Source organism: Dyadobacter sp., assembly GCF_039919315.1.
GTDB lineage: Bacteria > Bacteroidota > Bacteroidia > Cytophagales > Spirosomataceae > Dyadobacter.
This window is the reverse complement of sequence record NZ_JBDSFX010000050.1, coordinates 1-19,576: the sequence shown is the minus strand read 5'-3', so window position 1 is coordinate 19,576 and position 19,576 is coordinate 1. Positions and strand designations below refer to the sequence as shown.

The following is a 19,576-nucleotide window of genomic DNA, read 5'->3' as shown; positions in this document are numbered from 1 at the left end:
TAAAACATCACAATTTAAAATCCTTTAACCCAAATAGCTACTAATACTCATAATATCCGCGAATACACCGGAGGCCGTCACTTCTGCGCCTGCGCCCGGGCCCTTGATGACCAACGGACGGTCTTTGTAGCGCTCTGTGGTGAAGGATACAATGTTATCGCTGCCTGAGAGTGTGTAAAAAGGATGTTGAGCGTCCACTGTTTTCAATTCAATGCTGGCCTTGCCATTTTCCAATGTGGCAATGTACCGCAACTTCCCGCCAGCTGCCTCAGCTTCTGACTGAAGATCTGCGAAGAAGCCGTTTGAAATTTCAAGCTCCTGGAAAAATGCATCAACCGTTGGCGCATTGAGGCAATTACCTGGTAGTATCTGTGAAATTTTCACTTCTTCTGCTTCAAGCGGCACGCCCACTTCCCGCGCCAGGATGAGTATTTTACGCCCAACATCCGCTCCGCTCAGATCCTCTCTTGGATCCGGCTCGGTAAAACCTTTCGCTTTCGCTTCCTTCACAATGTCCACGAAACGATTATCTGAGCCGAAATTGTTGAAAATGTATGATAATGTACCGGACAGAATGGCTTCTATTTTGAGGAACTTGTCGCCGCTCGCCATCAATCCCTGCATGGTATTGATAATCGGCAAACCTGCACCTACATTGGTTTCGTAGAGGAACTTAACACCGCGTTGCAATGCTGTGCGCTGCAATGAAAGATATTCCGCATAAGTACCGGAGTTGGCTACTTTATTGGGAGTTACCACCGAAATACTCGCGTCCAGCAGCATGTGATAGTATTGCACAATGTCCTTTTCCGACGTACAATCGACAAAAACGCTGTTCGGCAAATTCAGCTCGATCATTCTTTGCACAAAAGCTGGGAGACTGGTCTTAACACCCTCATCCATTACCCTATCGCGCCAGTTTTCAGGCTTGATACCGTCCGGGTCGAGGAGCATTTTTTTTGTATTGGAAAGCCCTGCAATGTTCAGGTTCAGTAATTTTTCTTCTCTCAAATACTTCGTCTGGTTTCTGATTTGTTCCAAAAGCGTCCCACCGATAAGGCCTACACCTACTATAAACAAATTTAATGAGCGTGTTTCGGACTGAAAGAATACGCCGTGGATCGCATTAAGTGCTTTGGATAAGTCACTTTTTGCAATTACCACAGAGATATTAAGCTCAGACGAGCCCTGCGCCGTGGCAACGACATTGATACCATTTTTACCCAAAGCAGAAAAAAGCTTCCCGGAAACCCCGGTGCTCTTTTTCATTCCTTCACCGACGATAGCAATAATCGACAGGTTTTTTTCAATGACAATGCTATCGATATGCCCTATACTTATTTCTGTTGCAAATTCTCTTTCCAGTACTTCGCTGGCGCGCTGAGCATTTTTTGGATCAATAGAAAAACAAATGGAATGCTCCGACGAAGCCTGCGAGATCAGGATCACACTGATCGCATGATTGGAAAGTGCTGTAAACAACCTTCCCGAAATCCCCGCCACGCCGATCATCCCGCTGCCTTGTATGTTCACCAGCGCAATCTCGTCGATCGATGAAATTCCGGTGATCGCATACTCCTTACCGTTAGCGGATTTCTGAACATAAGTACCTCCAAAATCTACATTGAATGTGTTCAGGACTTTCAATGTAATGTTTTTCGCAAATGCAGGTTGCAAACTCGGCGGGTAGATCACTTTTGCTCCGAAATGTGACAGCTCCATCGCCTCGGCATAGGAAATAGAAGGAATCGTGAATGCATTGGCCACTTTACGCGGGTCGGCCGTCATCATACCGTCCACATCCGTCCATATTTCAATGGAATCCGCTTCCAGGGCCGCAGCCAGAATGGAAGCCGTATAATCGGAACCGCCACGGCCAAGCGTAGTGGTAATGCCTTCTGCAGTGGATGCGATAAACCCTGTTACGCATTGCAGCGCGGAGGTTTTTGCAAAATATTCTAAAATCTGATGATTTGTAATTTCAAAATTAACATCCCCCATGCCATAGGTAGCATTGGTATGGATGATCTGCCGCGCATCGCAGAATTCAGCGTTGATGCCTTTACTTTTAAGAATTTCGGTGATGACCATTGTAGAAAGTCGCTCACCAAAGCTCATGATCAGGTCCAATGTCCTTTCCGACAGTTCCTTGATCCAGGATACACCTTTCAAAATGTCTTCCAGCTCATTGAAAATACCTCTTACTGCAGCGAAAGTACTGCTTTGGTTCTTTACCGGGATCAGTCCTCTTACCACTGAAAAATGCCTTTCTTCAACGACTTTCAGGAATTCAATGTACTCGGTATTGCCGGCGGCAGCCATTTTCCCTATTTCAATCAAACGGTTCGTAACCCCTCCCATTGCTGAGAAAACAACCGCGATGCGCTCGCCTTTCGCGAGATTGTCTTCAAGGATACTGATTACTGTTTTGATGCTGTCAACCGAACCGACAGAGGTACCGCCAAATTTAAGAACCTTCATTTAAAGCTATATTCGAATACGCAGATTACAACTGGCTCACCGCCCTTTGTTTTTGAATTGAATGCAAATATAACAATTCAAACGCCGCATACTTCAATGATCTATTGAAATGCGCCTAACGCTGATATTTTTTGGTAAGTCGCTGAATAGTACCAAAAAGCAAACCCTTTCGGATTGGATTTGTCCAAAATTCGGAGAGACATAGGATGATTATTTTTAAAAATATAATATTTTAAATAATATCATATTTTACGATTAATATTCTTTAAAAAGATTTTTATCTAATGTTTTATTGTCCCAATTTCGAATATTATAGAAGATAGTTCTGTCTATCTTTTTTACTAATTGTTTCACTCCTTAAAAATTCAATCATGAGAAAAGTCTTTACTTTAGGCTTTCTATCTTTTCTGTTGTTCCTCACCGGGACAGGTTTCGGGCAGGACCTGAACATCAAAGGAAAGGTTCAATCGGAAGACGGGAATCTTCCGGGCGCGAGTATCCTCATTAAAGGCACCAGCCGGGGGAGCACCACGGATGCAAACGGCGAATTCACTATCAGCACACCATCCGGCGCCACATTGGTAGTATCATTCATAGGCTACAAAACCCTCGAAGTGCCTGTCGGCTCCAAAACGACTTTCGACATTACACTTGAACAAGACGCGACCCAGTTCAGCGAGATCGTGGTAACGGCCCTGGGTATTGCCCGCGAGAAAAAAGCACTGGGTTACTCGGTACAGGAAGTGAGCGGAAAGACGCTGACACAAGCCCGTGAAACCAACCTTGTCAATTCACTTTCGGGAAGGCTTGCGGGTGTGCAGGTGACCAATTCCAACGGTGCGCCCGGCTCATCGTCCCGGATGATCATACGTGGTGCCAGCTCGATCGGTAGTAATAACCAGCCTCTGTTCGTTGTAGACGGTGTTCCTGTTGATAACAGTAACTTCGGCTCGGGAACGGGTGTGGACTATGGTAATGCGGCCGCATCGATCAACCCTGACGACGTGGAGTCGATCAGCGTATTGAAAGGCCCTAGCGCGGCGGCACTTTACGGCTCCCGCGGTGCGAACGGTGTGGTTTTGATCACTACCAAAAGTGGTAAGGGAACGAAAGGAATTGGTGTGTCATTCAATACCAACACCGCATTCGAAAGTCCGTTCAGGCTTCCTGAATGGCAAAATGATTACGGACAAGGTGCCGGTGGCATATTTTCTTACGTCGATGGAAAAGGTGGTGGAAAAGGAGATGGCGTGGATGAAAGCTGGGGACCAAAATTGGATGGCCGCTTACTGCCACAATTCGATTCTCCGATCGCTTCCGACGGAACAAGAACCCCGACTCCGTGGATCGCGCATCCTGATAATGTTGATAAATTTTACGAAACTGGCAAAACGTATACGAATAGCGTTGCCGTAACAGGAGGTAATGAAGTAGCTGATTTCCGCCTCGGATTTACCAATCTGAGCCAGACTGGTATTTTGCCTAATACCGACTACAAACGTCGTACCGTATCATTGAATGTAGGTTGGAACCTGACCAAGAAACTGAGCGTGCGAGCAACCGGTAACTATATTAAAGACGGAAGCGACAACAGAAACAACTTTGGTTTATACTTCATCTGGTTTGGTCGCCAGGTGGATATGGACAAACTGACTTCCTATAAAAAGCCAGGCAGCATTTACCAGAACAACTGGAACGATAACTACTGGACTAACCCTTACTACCTGCTCAACGAAAGCACAAAGGCCAACGAAAAAGACCGACTTTACGGTAACTTCTCAGCAACCTACAAATTCACCGACTGGCTTACATTAACGGGCAGGACCGGAACGGACTTCTACGAAGACCGCCGCAAAACCAAGACTGCTGCACGCCAGGCTGTAATCGGAACTTCCAATTTGTTTGACGCCTACAACGAAGAGCAGATTTTTGTCCGCGAATCCAACTCCGATTTCCTCTTGAATGCAACACACAAATTCGGGGAGTTCGACATTACTGCCAACATTGGCGGAAACCACAGAACCAACTACGCGCAGCGCAACTACATGGGTGCTACCGAGCTGGCGATCCCACGGGTGTATAACTTTGGTAACTCACGCCAGAAGCTGGTTGGAGAAAACAGCTACATTAAGAAGACGGTGAACAGCCTTTACGCTTCGGCTAATATCGGTTTTAGAAATTATCTGTTTGTGGATGTTACTGCCAGAAATGACTGGTCGAGTACATTACCTTCGGACAACCGTTCCTACTTCTACCCTTCTGCGGCTGTAAGTGCGATCATTACAGATATGTTTAATGTAAAATCATCGATACTGTCATTTGCAAAAATCAGGGCTGGTGTGGCTCAGGTAGGTAATGATACCGATCCTTATCGTCTGGTAAGTGCTTATAAATACGAGAATGCCTGGGGCAGCACGCCGAGCTTGTCGGAAAACAATGCAATGCTCAATGCAAATCTGAAACCTGAGATTACTTCTTCCTACGAGGTAGGTACGGATATCAGATTGTGGCACAACCGGGTCGGCATCGATGTGACTTATTACAGCAAAGTTTCTAAAAACCAGATCCTGGATGTCAATATTTCCAATGCTACCGGATTTTTGTCCAAACTTTTGAATGCGGGTAAGATTAAAAACTCAGGGGTTGCAATTCAATTGACTGCTACGCCGATCAAGCTTGGTAATTTCCAATGGGATATTGGTTTGAACTGGGCAAAAAACAAGAACCGGGTTCTTTCTCTGGAAGGTGGCCTTACTACTTACCAGCTGAACACCAGCTATAATCCGCTGACACAAGCAACTACCAACAGCGCATTCCGCGGACTGTCCGTGGAAGCCCGCGTAGGACAGCCTTACGGTACATTCTTCGGAAAAGGTTTCTTGCGTGCTCCTGATGGACAGATCGTGTACGATGCACAAGGCTATCCAATGATCGACCCTGTGAGCCGCGTACTAGGCAGCTTCACTCCTGACTGGATCGGTGGTATTTCCAACACATTTACCTACAAAGGATTCTCCCTGAGTACATTGATCGACATTAAATCCGGCGGCGACATTTTCTCGCAATCCATCAATGTAGGCCGCTATACCGGGGTTTTGAAAGAAACTACATTCGGTCGTGAGGAAGGTGTGATCGGTGCTGGCGTGGTCAATAAAGGAACTGCTGCGAGCCCTGAATATGTGGCGAATGAAAAAAGGATTTCGTCCGAAGAGTATCACCACAAATATTACCTGCTGACCAACAACGAGAACACCATTTTCGACGCAAGCTACGTGAAGCTGCGTGAGGTAAAATTGACTTATATGATTTCCGGCAAAGTTTTCAACAAACTGCCTTTCCGCGACATCGCTGTTTCGATCGTAGGACGTAACCTGGCCTTGCTGAAAAGCAACGTTCCGCACATCGATCCTGAAACCAGCTACTATAACGACGGTAACCTGCAAGGTATAGAAAACGGTCAGATCCCTACTACCAAGACGGTAGGTTTCAACATCAGCTTCAATTTATGAGACATTTTATTAACCGATTTGATATGAAAAAGACTATAAATTCATTCATTTTCAGAGTCCTTCTGTCCTCCACATTATTAGGATTTTCAGCCTGTACAGGGGATTTTGACGAGATTAATACCAATAATAACAGTGCCGCTACCGGAACTGCGGATCTTTTCCTGCCTCACGGCATCCAGAGTGCCGTGGATATTTACTGGGGCGGCTCTCTGGGCATGGACGTAGGCGACGGTTTCTCGCAGCACTGGGCCAGGATCCAGTATACCGACATTGACCAGTATACTGTGTCAGCCGATGTGTATACAGCCGGCTGGCAGGGATTGTACATTGAATCGCTGGCCGATTATCAGAGGATTTACAAAATCGGAGTGGAAACTAACAATGTGAACTACCAGTCCGTCGCCATCATTTTAAGGTCTTGGGCATTTTCGTTGCTGACTGATGTTTATGGTGATATTCCTTATAAAGATGCTTTAATGGGCTTAGAAGGGAATTTGCTTCCGAAGTATGATAAGCAAAAAGATGTATATGCCGGTTTGATAGCGGAATTGAAAGCTGCCGGTGAATCCATTAACGCGACGGACAAAAGCATTGCGATCAGCGGTGATATTTTGTTTAATAATGACCTGACGAAATGGAAAAAGTTCGCAAACACGCTGAGCCTTCGCTTATTAAGCAGAATGATCGACAAAGCGGATGCGCCCATTGATGTCAAGGCTGAGATCACCCGGATTTTGAGCGATCCTGCGAAATATCCTGTGATCGGCGCTGTTTCTGAAACAGTTCAGCTCAACTATCTGGATGTTACCAACAATCAGAACCCGGTCAATGTTAATCGCAAAACACGGGACGATCATCGCGTAAGTGCCACTTTAGTCAATAAACTTAAAGCATTGAACGATACCAGGCTTCCTATCTATGCCAACTTATCTACGCTCAATCCTGCTTATGTAGGTGTGCCAAACGGCCTGTCCTCATCGGAGGCTGGTAAGCTAGGTTTGGAAGCTACTTCAAGGGTAGGCGCTTATTTTATCGCTCCCAATGCTCCCGCTGTGATTATTAGTTATGCCGAATTACTATTCCTGAAAGCTGAGTTCGCATACAAAGGAATCGCAGCAGCCGGAGAAGCCGCCAAAAATTATGCAGATGGAATCACCGCCTCCCATGCTCAGTATAAGCTGACCGTTGCGCCTGAGTACCTGACAGCCAATGCATTGAAAGCAGGTGCGGATGGCTTCACGCAGATCATGGAACAAAAATGGATCGCACTGTACGGACAAGGACTGGAAGCCTGGACCGAGTTCCGCAGAACGGGTATTCCTGCATTGCAGCCACCATTGCTCAATACCAACCAGAATATCATTCCTACGCGTATGCCTTACCCGGGTTCGGAAGAATCGCTGAACCTGGAAAACTTCTCAGCTGCGCTTTCCGCCCAGGGTGGTAAAAATGATATGAAAATGAAACTTTGGTTCGCCAAAGAAGTGTAGTAAGCTTCGTGTGAAAAAGAAACGGGTCAGATGCGTGCGGCATCCGACCCGTTTCTTTTTGGTGTTCCAATATTTTAAAACGCAATTCCAAGTCCTGCGCCTACATTCACTACCCCGATGAAGCGCTTTTCAGAGACCTTTTCAGAGAAATCGAAACTACCTCTTACAGCCCTGATCGTCACATCCTTAATTTCTGCCTCCGCTCCAATTACATCGCCGCTCAGCTGAAAATATAGCTTACCCGCAATTGGTAGTCGCAAACTCGCTCCTCCCGCCAAACCAATTGCCGACGTTGAGGCTGGTTTCAAACTGACGGTGATTGGTTGACCACCGTTTTCAGCAGTACCAAGGAGATCTACGGTAGGCGAATTAGCCCAGATTTTCCCCACCTGCGCATGCAGCTCAATTTGTGCCCTGCCCATGTTGATATACAGGGCCGGACCGATCATTAATGCATTCAGTTTCCATTTGGATACATTGGCCTGCCAGGCGAAGGTCTCACCTAATCCCTGTGCATAACTATTGGCTTTGTCAATGATAGGTTGTGAATTCGTTTTGTTGACATTCATACTTCCCGAAGCGCGAAGTCCTACCCAGCGGGCGATACGGAAGTCGTAATTGGCCTGTCCAAAATAGCCTGAACCAGTTAATCCGGCGAATGGGTCGTCCAGTTTTTCACGGGCAAGCTCTCCTACCGGCAAACTATAACCCCCTGTCACAGAAAAAAAACTACGTGTGTTCTGCGCTTGAGTGTGTGAGGCAATAAATAAAAATAATACAATCAGGAATGCGTGGCTGTTGAGGAAAATTTTCATGAATTGGGCTATGAATGGTAGTAGTATCTTCTTAATGAAAACAAATTTCAACTAAGGTAACATCAAACATACCCGTTTTATTACATTTTTTTTCACCTACTTAGTTTGGGGAAATTTTATCAACACAATGTTATATAAATCGCCTAATGTCCCTGTAATTGCCATTGGTACAAAATTGGTAGTGATCCCATCAAACTAAATCATTGAACAAATGGACAGGCGAGAAACAGATAAAGAAGCAAAGGCGACCAAGAACACCAAAAATGTTTGGAAATGGATTCTGGGAGTCGGAGTTGTGCTGATGCTGATAGCTTTCTGGGGTGGATTCTTTAACCACAACGAAAAATTCAGTGAGTCGGATAATCCTTCTGAAAATGTACCGGCCATGGCCGATTCAGTTGCGTCAGACACGGTCTCCCAAGCCAATTCGGATACCATCATGGAAAGCGTACGGGATAGCAAATAGCTGCTACCGGATCAGCGCGTCCCATAATACTTCAACAGGATGTAATGCTTTACGTCCTGTTCCATCCTTGATCTGATGTCGACAGCTGGTTCCGGAGGCAGCGATGATCACTTCATCAGGTTGCTGCCGGACAGTAGGAAACAGCACCAGTTCCCCAATTTGCATGGAAACGGCATAATGTTCCTCTTCGTATCCGAAAGAACCTGCCATACCGCAGCATCCCGAAGGAATAAGTTGTACCTGGTAGTTCTCAGGCAAGGACATTGCTTTTTTGGAGGCAGTTAACGTTGACAGTGCTTTTTGGTGACAATGCCCATGCAGCTTGATCAGCTGCTTTTTTTGTGTAAAAACAGTTTTATTAATTCGTTTAGCGTCAATCTCACGAGCGATAAACTCTTCAAAAAGCAATGCATGTTCAGCGATTTTCTGTGCATCATTCCGTTGATTTTCGGGAACAAGGTCCACATACTCGTCCCTGAACGACAGGATCGCGGAAGGTTCTATACCGATCAAAGGCGTATCATAAGTGATCTTGTCCTGCAATAGCGATACGTTTTCAACCGCCAGTTTCTGCGCTTCCTTTACAAATCCTTTTGATAAATAAGACCGTCCTGATTCTTTATGATCCGGGATAATGACCAGGTACCCGAGAGCTTCCAATAGTTCAATGGCTTTTTGTCCAACTTCTACATCATTATAGTTCGTAAATTCATCGCAGAACAGGTATACCATCTTATCTGAGATACCCGCGCCGTTTTTGTCCGTTGATTTCCTTTTGAGCCACCAGTTTTTCAAAGTTTGGCTATGAAGCACCGGCATTGTTCGATCGGGATGAAAGCCTACCATTTTGTTGGCAATTTTCCGCAATGCGGGCGTACCAAACACACCATTGAATGCCCAGGGAGCAATGGAGGCCAGTTTCATTTGTTTTGAAAAATTGGCAATCAGCTTACTACGCATCGGAACACCATGGCTCTCGTAATATTGCTGGGTAAATTCCGCCTTCATTTTGCCAATGTCTACACTCGACGGGCATTCGGATTTGCAGCCTTTGCATGAAAGACAGAGATCCAATACCTCTTTCACCATTCCCTGCGTGATGGATTTTTGCTTTTCCTTGATTGGCGTTAAATATTGTCTAAGAATGTTGGCCCGCGCCCGGGTCGTGTCCCGTTCCCGCCGCGTCGCCATATAACTAGGGCACATAGTACCGCCAGTCAGTTCTGTTTTGCGGCAATCGCCTGAACCACTGCATTTTTCAGCCAGTCTCAGCATGCCTTCCTGTCTTGAAAAATCGAAAACAGTCTTGATTTCGGGCTGCGGCTTATCTTGTTCATACCTCAAAAACTCATTCATCGGAGGCGTGTCCACGATTTTATTGGCATTGAAAATACCGTCCGGGTCCCAGATGCGCTTTACTTGCCTGAACATTTCATACACCTCCTCACCCATCATGAATGGTATGAATTCTCCCCTCAACCGACCGTCACCATGCTCCCCGGAAAGTGCCCCGTTGTATTTTTTGACCAGTTTCGCGGTATCCGCCAGCACATTCCGGAACTGCCGCTTGCCCTCCGAAGTTTTCAGATTGATCATCGGCTCCACGTGCAGCTCTCCCGCGCCTGCGTGTGCATAGTAGGATGCGTGCAGGTTGTGTTGTTTCAACAATGCTGCCAGTTCATCAATGTAAGCAGGCAAGTCTTCCACGGCTACCGCGCAGTCTTCGATCAGGTTTACCGGCTGGGTATCGCCGGGCAGGTTTCTGATCAGCCCCAAACCTGCTTTCCTGATCTCCCAGGCTTTATTTGCGTCTTCGCCAAACAATAATGGATAAGCATAACCGAGATTTTCTACCTTCAAACTGGAAATTAATGCTGCCGCCTGCTCTTCCACTTCCGCCTCTGTATCGCCCCAAAATTCAACCATGAGCAGCGCCGCCGGATCTCCTTGCATGAAAAAGCGGTTTTGAGAATACACAGTATGATTTTTGGTAAAATCCATAATGTATCGGTCCACCAGTTCGGACGCTTTTGGATTGAATGTCATCGCAACGCGGTTCGCGTGAAGCGATTCCGCAAGCGAATTGGCATGCACACATACTACGCCCACGGCAGCGGGAGGCGCATCCACCAATGCCAATTTGGCTTCGGTAACAAAGCATAATGTACCTTCCGAGCCTGCAATGAGGTTGCAAAGGTTAATGTCGTTATTTTCAAAGTTGCGAACCAATGCATCCAGTGCATAGCCTGAGTTTCGTCTGGTAACAGTTGGTTTGGGAAATTGCTTTTTGATCAATTCCTGGTTAACCGGATTTGAGATCAGGCCGTACATTCCTGCCAATATTCCCTGTTCTCTTCCTCTGGCCTGCTTTTCCGTAATGGTTTTGGTATAATCCGAAACGGATTGATTGTTAAAAATTGTCTCCGAACCATCTGATAACAGTGCTTTAACTTCCAGCAAATGATCCCGGGTAGCGCCCCAGGTAATCGAATGCAAACCACAGGAATTATTACCGATCATCCCACCCACCATTGCCCGACTGGCCGTAGAAGTTTCGGGTCCGAAAAGCAATCCGAATGGCGCCAGATGTTTATTGAGATCGTCGCGAATGACACCGGGCTGTACGCGTACCCACTTTTCCTCCGCATTGATTTCCAGCACTTTCCCAAAATGCTTCGAAATATCCACCACGATACCATTTCCCACAACCTGACCGGCTAATGAAGTACCGGCCGCGCGAGGAATGAGCGTCACTTTATGATTTCCGGCAAACTCGATTAGCAAACGAATATCTTCAACCGTTCGCGGCAAAGCTACCGCCATCGGCATTTCCTGATATACAGAAGCGTCTGTCGCGTAAATCGATTTTTGCGCAGCATGCAAGGTCGAATCGTCAAAATAAAGCTCTCCCGTGAACCGGGAACGAAGGGTATTGAACTGAAATAGGGAAACGCGATTCATTTCAAAAGAAGCAAAGATTAAAAAGCTAAGTTAACAGAACTACGGAGCATTGACATACTATGTACGTATATTGGCACAGTTTTTACACTTTATCGGTGACCTAAAATTCATATTATACACGAAATGAAAAAAGTAACGCTACTGCTATTTCTATTTGCAAGTCTGGTGGTAAAAGCTCAGAATACTGCAACGATAACCCTCACAAGTTCTAAACAAGGCCCCGTTAATGTGACGCTGGTGCAGGAGGATGTACATTTTCACCCCAATCTGGGCATCGGATTGGCAGACGTAAAGCTGGAACCGGTGGTATCGGCTAATTTTAACGAAAAAACTTCTGAAAAGTCCATCATTCAGCTTAATGAACCGAGGATGATGCGTTTACAATACAGCGGTAATGCGGTGAATAAAACCTGGATGCTCTTTATACAGCCGGGCGATGATCTCACCATTAATTTTGCCGAGAATTCAGATCCTACTTTCACCGGCAAAAACGCTAACTATCAGACCTTCCTGAAAAATTATTTTCTTGAAAACCAGTATCAGTACCTACCTGTTTTTGGTTACAAACCTTCGCAGATCGATAACAAAAGTGTAGTTCAGCAGAGCGACAGTCTGAAAAAAGTAAGAACGGAAGCATTCGAAAAATTCAAAACTGCGAACCCTGCTGTACCGGGCTTCGAAGCTTACGTTTTGGCCACTACCACCACCGAACCGTCGCTGACACGCAGGGCGATCCAGGAGAAGATCATGAGGAGGAACCGGGTTACCAAACTGGATGCAGCGCAGCGTAAGGAACTGGAAGACTTCACATTAACAGATTTCAAAATACTTCCCGACGACGCACTGCTGAGCCAGGCATATCGCGATGAACTTCGCAACTGGGCATTGATCCCTTCGACAAGGAAGTTTCCACTAGAATCCGAATCCCGCTATGAGATCAGTCCTGCTGCATTGAAAGATGTGTACGCATTCAGCAAAGAAAAGCTCGCTGATTACCCAAAACAAAAAGAATATCTGCTCACATATTGGCTGAATTACGCAGCCACTGCGATCCCGACGCTGGAAACAAGCAAAGCATTACTAGAAGACTACAAAATGACTTTTCCGCAGTCGCCTAACACAGAGTACATTACCAAACTGATTCAAACGAAGGAATCATTACAAGCAGGAGCTGCATTGCCCGAGATTCAGTTTTTGAATGTGGACAGTTCAGCTGTGGCAGTTTCGTCACTGCAAGGTAAGCCGCTATGTATGGTCTTCGCATTCAGCATTGGCCAACATGAGCCTGGTTTAAAGGCATTTGAGGATAAATATGCTGATAAAGCTAGTTTTGTGTACATATCCGTTGCACCCGGCATTTCCTTCGGAACCTGGAAACAATACGCCAAGGACAGACCAAATGCCAAGCACCTTTGGGCCTCCGACGAAACCATTGAGCAATTGAAAGAAAAATACGCAATCGATATCCGCTATCCATTTTTGGTCACCGACGCATCCGGCAAAATCGTAAACCGCTGGATTCCACAGGAGTTCCCAAACAATAAGACGCTGGATGCGGAATTGCAGAAGGTAGCGAAATAAAAAACCAAGAAAATAAGAGATTTCTACGAAATCCATCCTGATTCCAAAACCTATCTTACTTCTTGGTTCAAAACAGTCAGAAAAGCGAACTGGAAAGATTTTAATGCACTAAGGTCTGATTTTAACAGTGTAGATTTCGTCTCGGACAATCGTGTGATTTTCAACATCAAAGGAAACCATTACCGGTTAATCGCAAGGATTAGTTTTGAGCACAAAAGAATCATGATTAAATGGCTGGGTACGCATGCAGAATATGATAAAGTGGACGCCCGTAATGTTTAAACCTGGTTTTATGGAAATTAAATTAATTGAAACAGAAGAAGAATATGACAATGCTATCAAACGCATTGATCTGTTATTCGATGCACCAAAAGGTAGCAGCGAAGCCAAAGAAGTGGAAATCTTGGTTTTATTGGTAAACAAATATGAGGAGGAAAATTATCCGATAGACGAACCTGATCCTATCGAGTACATCAAAATCCGAATGGAAGAAATGGGACTGAAGCCAACCGATCTAGTTCCTTTCATCGGGAATAAGGGAAATGTCTCTAAGGTGTTAAACCGAAAACGAAGTCTTTCGATTGAGATGATCCGAAACCTGCATAATGGTCTTGGTTTTCCGCTGGACGTTCTTATTTCAGAGCCTAAGAATCTTTCGGTAGCGAAATAAAAAAAAACTTGCCAAGTCTTGAAGACGGGGTCGCCAAGACTTGGTAAGTTTTTTTTTAAAACATACTTTCAAATTACTTTCTGCTGTACGTATCCAGCGTAGCTTGCGGGAATGTTCTCAGGATATCGGCCATTGTGTTTTTTACCATAGATTCGCGATCGTCCTTTTTAGTTGGCGCTTTCACTTTGCCTGACGCCCATCCCTGCCAGATCATCCGGTCACTGTTTTTCTGATAAATGTTCAGAATAAAGCGGCTTTCCTGATAATTGTAGGTAGAAATGTTGTTTCCGCCGCCGTACCACCACATATAAGGCGAATACATGTTATTGGAACGAACCTGCTGCCGATCTTTCACATCTGTCATAAACCTCACAATGATCTCAGGATTCTGCGTGTCCATTTTATACCCTTTCGATTCCATTACTTCAACCACTGCGTCACCTAATCTCCTTCTGTTCAGCTCACTACCCAAAAGAGGATCTGTTTCCATATTGTGTTCAGCCTCAACTTTGAAAGTTTTGAATTGCTTTAAATTAACAGCAGAATCGTAATCGTAACTCACCTGAAGGGCCTGGCTACACGCCATCATAAAGATTCCCAGCAATACCGCCATCCCGGCGGCCTTCATCAACTTCACTATGCTTTTCATTTTTGTTTGAACGTTTAGTTAACATTATCTCTGACACTTTCCGAGGGCAAATGGTTTAAATCTTCGGATAACAACTATTTAACTTGTAAACAAATGAAGTTGGTATGTGAGTTTAAAAATTTCCTTTATTTAACATTTTTTAACCCATTAAAAATGGCCTCAGAGACCTTGAACACTGTTCCGTGCCTGATTCCTTGCGGAAATTTCACCTGTTCAGAAACATCCTCCCATACCTCCATATCTTTCGATCTCACAGCTCCATAACGGTGATCCCTGTACTTATCGAAATACACATAAACATAGCCCCCAATTTCAACGGCCGTCGGGCCTTCTGCCCAGTAATTCCCGGTGATGGGCGCCGAAACTTTGGTAGGATAAGGTCCGGTCGCATTTTTTGATTTGCTGATCCTGATGTTCTTTTCCGCAGGTTTCGGATTTTCATTTTTCAAAAACATATAATACCAATTCCCTTTTTTCAAAATACTCGCGTCAATGACACTGAATTCTGGATTGAAGAACATTTTCGTCTCGCTGAAACTTTTAAAATCGGGCGTGGTAACATAATATATCCGGTGATTAAGCCCTTTTTCACTTTCAGAATCGGCCACGTCCGAATGTCTGCCAGGAATGGTCGTGGCCCAATAAATGATGTAATTCTTCTTCTGATCATCATAAAAAACTTCGGGAGCCCAGCTATTCATGGTAGTAGGTTCATGTTCCATCACGGGAACAGCCTTTTGCTCAGACCAGTTGATCAGATCGTTCGAGGACGCATAACCAATGATCCGGTCGTGCCAGCCGGTGGTAAAAACGATGTGAAACAATCCGTCGGGTCCCTGGATAATGCATGGATCGCGCATGAGTTTGTCCTTGCCCACGGTGGGTGTCAGGAAAGACTTTTCATTTTTCAGGGCTTCCCATGTCAAACCATCCTTACTGTATGCAAAATGTAGCCCGTCCTGGCCATTGTCGACAAAATAAGAAAACAGGTAAACATCCCGCTGTGCCCGAGCTGAATGAGCCAGCCAAATGATCTGGAACAGAACAAAACAAAATCTTAAATACATCACGATGAGGGGTTTAAACAAATACGCGCCCGGGTTAAGCCGGACGCGATGTACTGGGAATTGACTCGGGGACCACAAGCTTTTTATACCAAACTAAACGTTTTTATAATCCGGATGTTTGTAGGGAGCACGATAGGCGCGGGCCAGAAGGGCATTTGCTTCTCTATCTCCCACAATTTCGCGTTTTACCGGATCATAAACAATAGGTCGTCCAGTTTTCATCGAAAGATTGGCAAGAATGCAGCTTGCTGTCGAAATGTGTCCCTCTTCAATATCGGCTACGGGGCGGCTACTGTTATCGATAGCACTCAGAAAATCAAGCATATGCAGGCGCGTCGCAGGTGCAGCATTCAATTCTATTTTGTCTTCTTTAAGATCTTCAGGATACTTTTCTTTTTCATAAACCACGTCTTTGTGGATCTTTTCTCCTTTGCCCTGCGGAATAAAATCGTAGGCCATTGTACTCGCCCAAAGCGTTCCCTTCTCTCCATATAATGTAAATGACCACGGGTAATCCGGATTATTCGGCGTGCCCCAGGTACGATGCTGCCACACACAGTTCAGCTCAGGATATTCAAAAATCGCGGATTGTGTGTCGGAAATATTAGACTTGCCTTCTTTCTGAACATAAATACCTCCTGTCGAACTGATCTTGGTAGGCCAGCCCAATTTGAGCATCCAGCGTACAGTATCGAACATGTGAACGCACATATCGCCGGTTACACCATTACCATACTCCATAAAAGTCCTCCACCAGCGCACATGAGGCAGCCCGTCGTAAGGTCTTAGAGGTGCCGGGCCAGTCCATTTTTCATAATCCAAAAACGCAGGAACGGCTTCCACTGGTGGGTTACCATTGTTTCGCATATGGAAATAACAGCACATTTCTACATGAGAGATCTTGCCCAGCAAGCCTGCATCCACTATATTTTTCTTAGCGTCGATCAGGTGAGGCGTGCTCTTGCGTTGCGTACCTACCTGCACTACTTTTTTGTATTTTCTTGCAGCGGCTACCATTGCTTCTCCCTCCATCACATCCACGCTGATCGGTTTCTGGACGTACACATGCGCTCCTGCTTTCACTGCGTCGATCATTTGCAATGCGTGCCAATGATCGGGCGTACCGATGAGTACAATGTCCAGTTCGTTCTCGGAAAGCAGCTTTTGATAATCGCCATATAATTTCGGGACCTTACCAGACTTTTGCCTCTGGCTAACCAGCTTTCCGGCCTCGTTCAACTGATTTTTATCGACATCACAAAGCGCAATCACCTCAACAGGAGCCACTTGTATCAATCTAAAAAGGTCACTTTTCCCATACCAGCCCGTACCAATTAAACCCACGCGAAGTGTTTTGGCCGGATTGATCAGGTCCATCCCACGCGCGCCGAAAGAGGATAATGCAAGCGCCGCCGTAGCGCCATGAAGAAAACTCCGGCGATTGATATTGAAAGTGTTCATTAGCAAAGTTGGTTGGTTAGGAATAACGGTAAAAAACCGGATGCCATTAAAAGCGTAAGGCGACTGGCGTTTTACTGTCCACTTTTAGGAAGCATTCATAATCCAAAAATAAAGAGGAATAAAATTTAGCGTTCAGAAAAAAAGTTGAACGTGAACCGAAAAAGACGTATGCTAATTTTGAAAGATTTTACTCGGGCAAATATTAGAAAAAGCCATTAGAGCATCGAAAGTGTAGATTTGACACCAGTTTTGAGTAAAAAATAAGGAAGTGATCGTTAATTTAATGATACACCGCGACTTAGGCTGCAACGTTCAACCGAATATCCATTTCAGCTAAAAGAGCCAGTAGTTGTTGCGTTAGCTGATTTTTGAAATCATTGTACTGCTCAATAGCCAGTTGATCCGGTGAATCCTGCGCCTCATGTCTTGCCAAAGATGTATTTACCCTCGCGATTTTCTCCAGTGTATTTTGAATTTCGCTTTGAAGTTGATCATATGGTTTCATAGCGTAACATTTAATTTTAGGATTCCTTTTTTGTCATTCCGCCGATCTCTGGTAAAGAAATGCAGCCAGTCAAGCTTATCAAAGTTAGTTAAAAAGTAACTTGGATGATCAGTCGGATATTGTTTAAGAAAATAAATATCCAGCAAAGGAAAGCGGTTTCTCAATTGTGCAAAAGTTGATTGATGATGCTGATACTGGATGCTGTCGATCAAACAAACTAAATCCATGTCATTTGGGTTTGCTTGCAAACGAACCGTCAATCCAGATCTCAAAGTTTTTAATGCCAATGCTAGAAAGCTCCTGAACTAATTTTTTGAACTCAATAAATACAGTTGCTCTCACATGGCTGAAAACAAAAACTTCCTCCAACTCAAACCATTCAATATCAATCAAATCGTATGGAATGAGGTAACCTTGCTTATCAAATTCGAGATTGCTCATTCTATCAGTTAATTTGGATTATTAGTGTGTGTCATGGCGTCTCGCACACCATCGCAGGTTCTTGTCACCAGCATTACCTTACTTCAAGAACTCCCCGACATTCTCCTTCGTTTGTTTGGGGTGGGCATTTTTTTATTCGTTTCAAAACCTGCCTGGGGTGACTTTCTTCACAACCTAACCATCCGTCACATTCAATGTAAAAGCAGACCAAATCCCTTTTATTCGCCTAAATCGCGAAGAAGCGCTTGCAGGAGTTAAATGACAATACACTCCTTCATCGAAATTTGGGCTTTCCATGAAATCGTCAAGCTGTATTTTTAAGTATGCAGCAACATCTCCTTTCGCTTCCTGCATATCTTTTAATGGATCCAATCTATTATCAAATGAATAAACAATATCTTCAAAATCCTTGCTGGTCCGCAAATCAGCTTTATTTCGGGAATTATGCGCTTCTATTTTTGAGGCGATAAAGTAGTGAAAGGGCATTAGCCGAATTGAAATGTCGCTATCAATCTGATATAGAAAACTTTCCTCAATTCCTGTTTTATACCATCTATTGCTAAATCCCAGCACATTTTCTTCAATGGGCATGAAGTCTACAACGATGCCATTGATTTTATAACGTCCTATAAATTTTGATTCAATATCATTCTTAAAGCCTAATTCACGCAACTTCTCTTCGAAAGTTGAAAAGCCAGCCCTGGTTGAAATTCCTACTACAATATCGATATCATCCGTAGGCCGCACCTCGGAAGCGGCAGGGTCATCTGCGTAAAGAGCAACTACCGCTCCTCCTACAAAAACAACTTCATCAAGTAGGTAATCTAGTTTTTGGGCGACTTCTTCAATCCGCTTTACATATAAATGTTTGTTGTAGATCATTGGAAGAACCGTTTTTCCAGTTCAATGATCGCTAGCTCTCTTTCCCGTGCTCCGCCAATTCTTAATGAATCGGTTAAAGCCAAAAGCTCATACAGCAGTTTGTTTTTCGTAACAATTTCCGGGACGGTGCTATATAACGGTAAAATCGCCTGCCCTCTTACATTTCCATCAGCATGTTCCCAGACTATTTCTTCCTGAAAAGAAAGCTGACTTTTTAAAGGATCAGCAGAGTGAGCAGTAGGAATACCTCTTACAATGGCACCTGGTTGAACTGGAAAAACATATTTTAACCCCGATTTTAAGAATTCGAGCAATGATTGTAAAAACACTTGTTTGCTGTAACTAATGTCCGCTATCAGTCCCGCGTAGGCTGAACGATATAATGATGCTGATATTTCGGCGGTACTTATGCGCAGTAATTCAGCTATCTCCTTATTTAATGGAAATGGTAATCGATGAATAACCCTTAATCCTTTTCTATCCCAACCCGCTCTCTGAACCGCAACTATTGCCAGTAATACCACAATGTCCTGTGGTCTCATTCCTTTATGATCTTTCATAATAATTGAGTTTTGGATTTGCAATTTGCGATTTGCAA

At 44.7% G+C, this 19,576-nt stretch carries 16 protein-coding genes; 6 read left to right on the top strand and 10 right to left on the bottom strand.

The window, feature by feature from the left end; translation table 11 throughout:
* Nucleotides 1-24 precede the first annotated feature (24 nt).
* Complete coding sequence (thrA, locus tag ABIO93_RS13485) at nucleotides 25-2,481, bottom strand: bifunctional aspartate kinase/homoserine dehydrogenase I (protein WP_348068435.1); 2,457 nt, start codon at nucleotides 2,479-2,481, stop codon at nucleotides 25-27.
* A 371-nt stretch (nucleotides 2,482-2,852) separates the two neighbouring features.
* On the opposite strand from thrA, the gene ABIO93_RS13480 reads away from it, so the two are divergent.
* Nucleotides 2,853-5,990, top strand: coding sequence for a SusC/RagA family TonB-linked outer membrane protein (locus ABIO93_RS13480; protein ID WP_348068433.1), 3,138 nt, complete (start codon nucleotides 2,853-2,855; stop codon nucleotides 5,988-5,990).
* 23 nt (nucleotides 5,991-6,013) lie between these two features.
* A complete protein-coding gene (locus ABIO93_RS13475) occupies nucleotides 6,014-7,480 on the top strand; it encodes a SusD/RagB family nutrient-binding outer membrane lipoprotein (protein ID WP_348068431.1) in 1,467 nt (488 codons plus the stop codon).
* Between the two features lie 74 nt (nucleotides 7,481-7,554).
* Here ABIO93_RS13475 and ABIO93_RS13470 read toward each other — a convergent pair whose 3' ends face one another.
* Nucleotides 7,555-8,295, bottom strand: coding sequence for a hypothetical protein (locus ABIO93_RS13470; protein WP_348068429.1), 741 nt, complete (start codon nucleotides 8,293-8,295; stop codon nucleotides 7,555-7,557).
* A 211-nt stretch (nucleotides 8,296-8,506) separates the two neighbouring features.
* Here ABIO93_RS13470 and ABIO93_RS13465 point away from each other — a divergent pair, with 211 nt between their 5' ends.
* On the top strand, nucleotides 8,507-8,761 hold the full coding sequence (locus ABIO93_RS13465) for a hypothetical protein (protein WP_348068427.1): 255 nt from the start codon (nucleotides 8,507-8,509) through the stop codon (nucleotides 8,759-8,761).
* A 3-nt stretch (nucleotides 8,762-8,764) separates the two neighbouring features.
* On the opposite strand, the gene ABIO93_RS13460 is transcribed toward ABIO93_RS13465, so the two are convergent.
* Nucleotides 8,765-11,722: an FAD-linked oxidase C-terminal domain-containing protein gene (locus ABIO93_RS13460; RefSeq protein WP_348068425.1), complete on the bottom strand. Its 2,958-nt coding sequence runs from the start codon at nucleotides 11,720-11,722 to the stop codon at nucleotides 8,765-8,767.
* A 123-nt stretch (nucleotides 11,723-11,845) separates the two neighbouring features.
* Here ABIO93_RS13460 and ABIO93_RS13455 point away from each other — a divergent pair, with 123 nt between their 5' ends.
* The 3 genes from ABIO93_RS13455 to ABIO93_RS13445 are packed head-to-tail and all read left to right on the top strand — an operon-like array spanning nucleotide 11,846 to nucleotide 13,973.
* Complete coding sequence (locus ABIO93_RS13455) at nucleotides 11,846-13,303, top strand: hypothetical protein (protein ID WP_348068423.1); 1,458 nt, start codon at nucleotides 11,846-11,848, stop codon at nucleotides 13,301-13,303.
* 12 nt (nucleotides 13,304-13,315) lie between these two features.
* Nucleotides 13,316-13,585, top strand: a complete 270-nt coding sequence (locus ABIO93_RS13450) for a type II toxin-antitoxin system HigB family toxin (RefSeq protein WP_348068532.1) — start codon at nucleotides 13,316-13,318, stop codon at nucleotides 13,583-13,585.
* 10 nt (nucleotides 13,586-13,595) lie between these two features.
* Complete coding sequence (locus tag ABIO93_RS13445; RefSeq protein WP_348068421.1) at nucleotides 13,596-13,973, top strand: transcriptional regulator; 378 nt, start codon at nucleotides 13,596-13,598, stop codon at nucleotides 13,971-13,973.
* Nucleotides 13,974-14,046: 73 nt separating this feature from the next.
* Here the strand turns inward: ABIO93_RS13445 and ABIO93_RS13440 are convergent, their stop codons facing one another.
* The 7 genes from ABIO93_RS13440 to ABIO93_RS13410 form a co-directional block, all read right to left on the bottom strand.
* A complete protein-coding gene (locus ABIO93_RS13440; protein ID WP_348068419.1) occupies nucleotides 14,047-14,622 on the bottom strand; it encodes a DUF4136 domain-containing protein in 576 nt (191 codons plus the stop codon).
* 125 nt (nucleotides 14,623-14,747) lie between these two features.
* Nucleotides 14,748-15,689, bottom strand: a complete 942-nt coding sequence (locus tag ABIO93_RS13435; protein ID WP_348068417.1) for a glycoside hydrolase family 43 protein — start codon at nucleotides 15,687-15,689, stop codon at nucleotides 14,748-14,750.
* Between the two features lie 93 nt (nucleotides 15,690-15,782).
* Nucleotides 15,783-17,150: a Gfo/Idh/MocA family oxidoreductase gene (locus ABIO93_RS13430; RefSeq protein ID WP_348068415.1), complete on the bottom strand. Its 1,368-nt coding sequence runs from the start codon at nucleotides 17,148-17,150 to the stop codon at nucleotides 15,783-15,785.
* A 298-nt stretch (nucleotides 17,151-17,448) separates the two neighbouring features.
* Nucleotides 17,449-17,655 carry a hypothetical protein gene (locus tag ABIO93_RS13425; RefSeq protein WP_348068413.1) on the bottom strand — a complete coding sequence of 69 codons (207 nt, stop codon included), beginning with the start codon at nucleotides 17,653-17,655 and terminating at the stop codon, nucleotides 17,449-17,451.
* A gap of 228 nt (nucleotides 17,656-17,883) precedes the next feature.
* On the bottom strand, nucleotides 17,884-18,096 hold the full coding sequence (locus tag ABIO93_RS13420; protein ID WP_348068411.1) for a hypothetical protein: 213 nt from the start codon (nucleotides 18,094-18,096) through the stop codon (nucleotides 17,884-17,886).
* Between the two features lie 174 nt (nucleotides 18,097-18,270).
* Complete coding sequence (locus ABIO93_RS13415; protein WP_348068409.1) at nucleotides 18,271-18,978, bottom strand: hypothetical protein; 708 nt, start codon at nucleotides 18,976-18,978, stop codon at nucleotides 18,271-18,273.
* The coding region (locus tag ABIO93_RS13410; protein WP_348068407.1) for a hypothetical protein at nucleotides 18,975-19,576 on the bottom strand (602 nt) is incomplete at its 5' end. The genes ABIO93_RS13415 and ABIO93_RS13410, both read right to left, overlap by 4 nt.

Excerpts from the sequence above, each read along its gene's own strand:
- ABIO93_RS13420 (WP_348068411.1), bottom strand. The coding sequence starts at position 18,096 with ATGAGCAATCTCGAATTTGATAAGCAAGGTTACCTCATTCCATACGAT.
- ABIO93_RS13460 (WP_348068425.1), bottom strand. The coding sequence starts at position 11,722 with ATGAATCGCGTTTCCCTATTTCAGTTCAATACCCTTCGTTCCCGGTTC.
- ABIO93_RS13430 (WP_348068415.1), bottom strand. The coding sequence starts at position 17,150 with ATGAACACTTTCAATATCAATCGCCGGAGTTTTCTTCATGGCGCTACG.
- ABIO93_RS13455 (WP_348068423.1), top strand. The coding sequence starts at position 11,846 with ATGAAAAAAGTAACGCTACTGCTATTTCTATTTGCAAGTCTGGTGGTA.
- ABIO93_RS13425 (WP_348068413.1), bottom strand. The coding sequence starts at position 17,655 with ATGAAACCATATGATCAACTTCAAAGCGAAATTCAAAATACACTGGAG.
- ABIO93_RS13415 (WP_348068409.1), bottom strand. The coding sequence starts at position 18,978 with ATGATCTACAACAAACATTTATATGTAAAGCGGATTGAAGAAGTCGCC.
- ABIO93_RS13435 (WP_348068417.1), bottom strand. The coding sequence starts at position 15,689 with ATGTATTTAAGATTTTGTTTTGTTCTGTTCCAGATCATTTGGCTGGCT.
- ABIO93_RS13465 (WP_348068427.1), top strand. The coding sequence starts at position 8,507 with ATGGACAGGCGAGAAACAGATAAAGAAGCAAAGGCGACCAAGAACACC.
- thrA (WP_348068435.1), bottom strand. The coding sequence starts at position 2,481 with ATGAAGGTTCTTAAATTTGGCGGTACCTCTGTCGGTTCGGTTGACAGC.
- ABIO93_RS13470 (WP_348068429.1), bottom strand. The coding sequence starts at position 8,295 with ATGAAAATTTTCCTCAACAGCCACGCATTCCTGATTGTATTATTTTTA.
- ABIO93_RS13475 (WP_348068431.1), top strand. The coding sequence starts at position 6,014 with ATGAAAAAGACTATAAATTCATTCATTTTCAGAGTCCTTCTGTCCTCC.
- ABIO93_RS13445 (WP_348068421.1), top strand. The coding sequence starts at position 13,596 with ATGGAAATTAAATTAATTGAAACAGAAGAAGAATATGACAATGCTATC.
- ABIO93_RS13440 (WP_348068419.1), bottom strand. The coding sequence starts at position 14,622 with ATGAAAAGCATAGTGAAGTTGATGAAGGCCGCCGGGATGGCGGTATTG.
- ABIO93_RS13480 (WP_348068433.1), top strand. The coding sequence starts at position 2,853 with ATGAGAAAAGTCTTTACTTTAGGCTTTCTATCTTTTCTGTTGTTCCTC.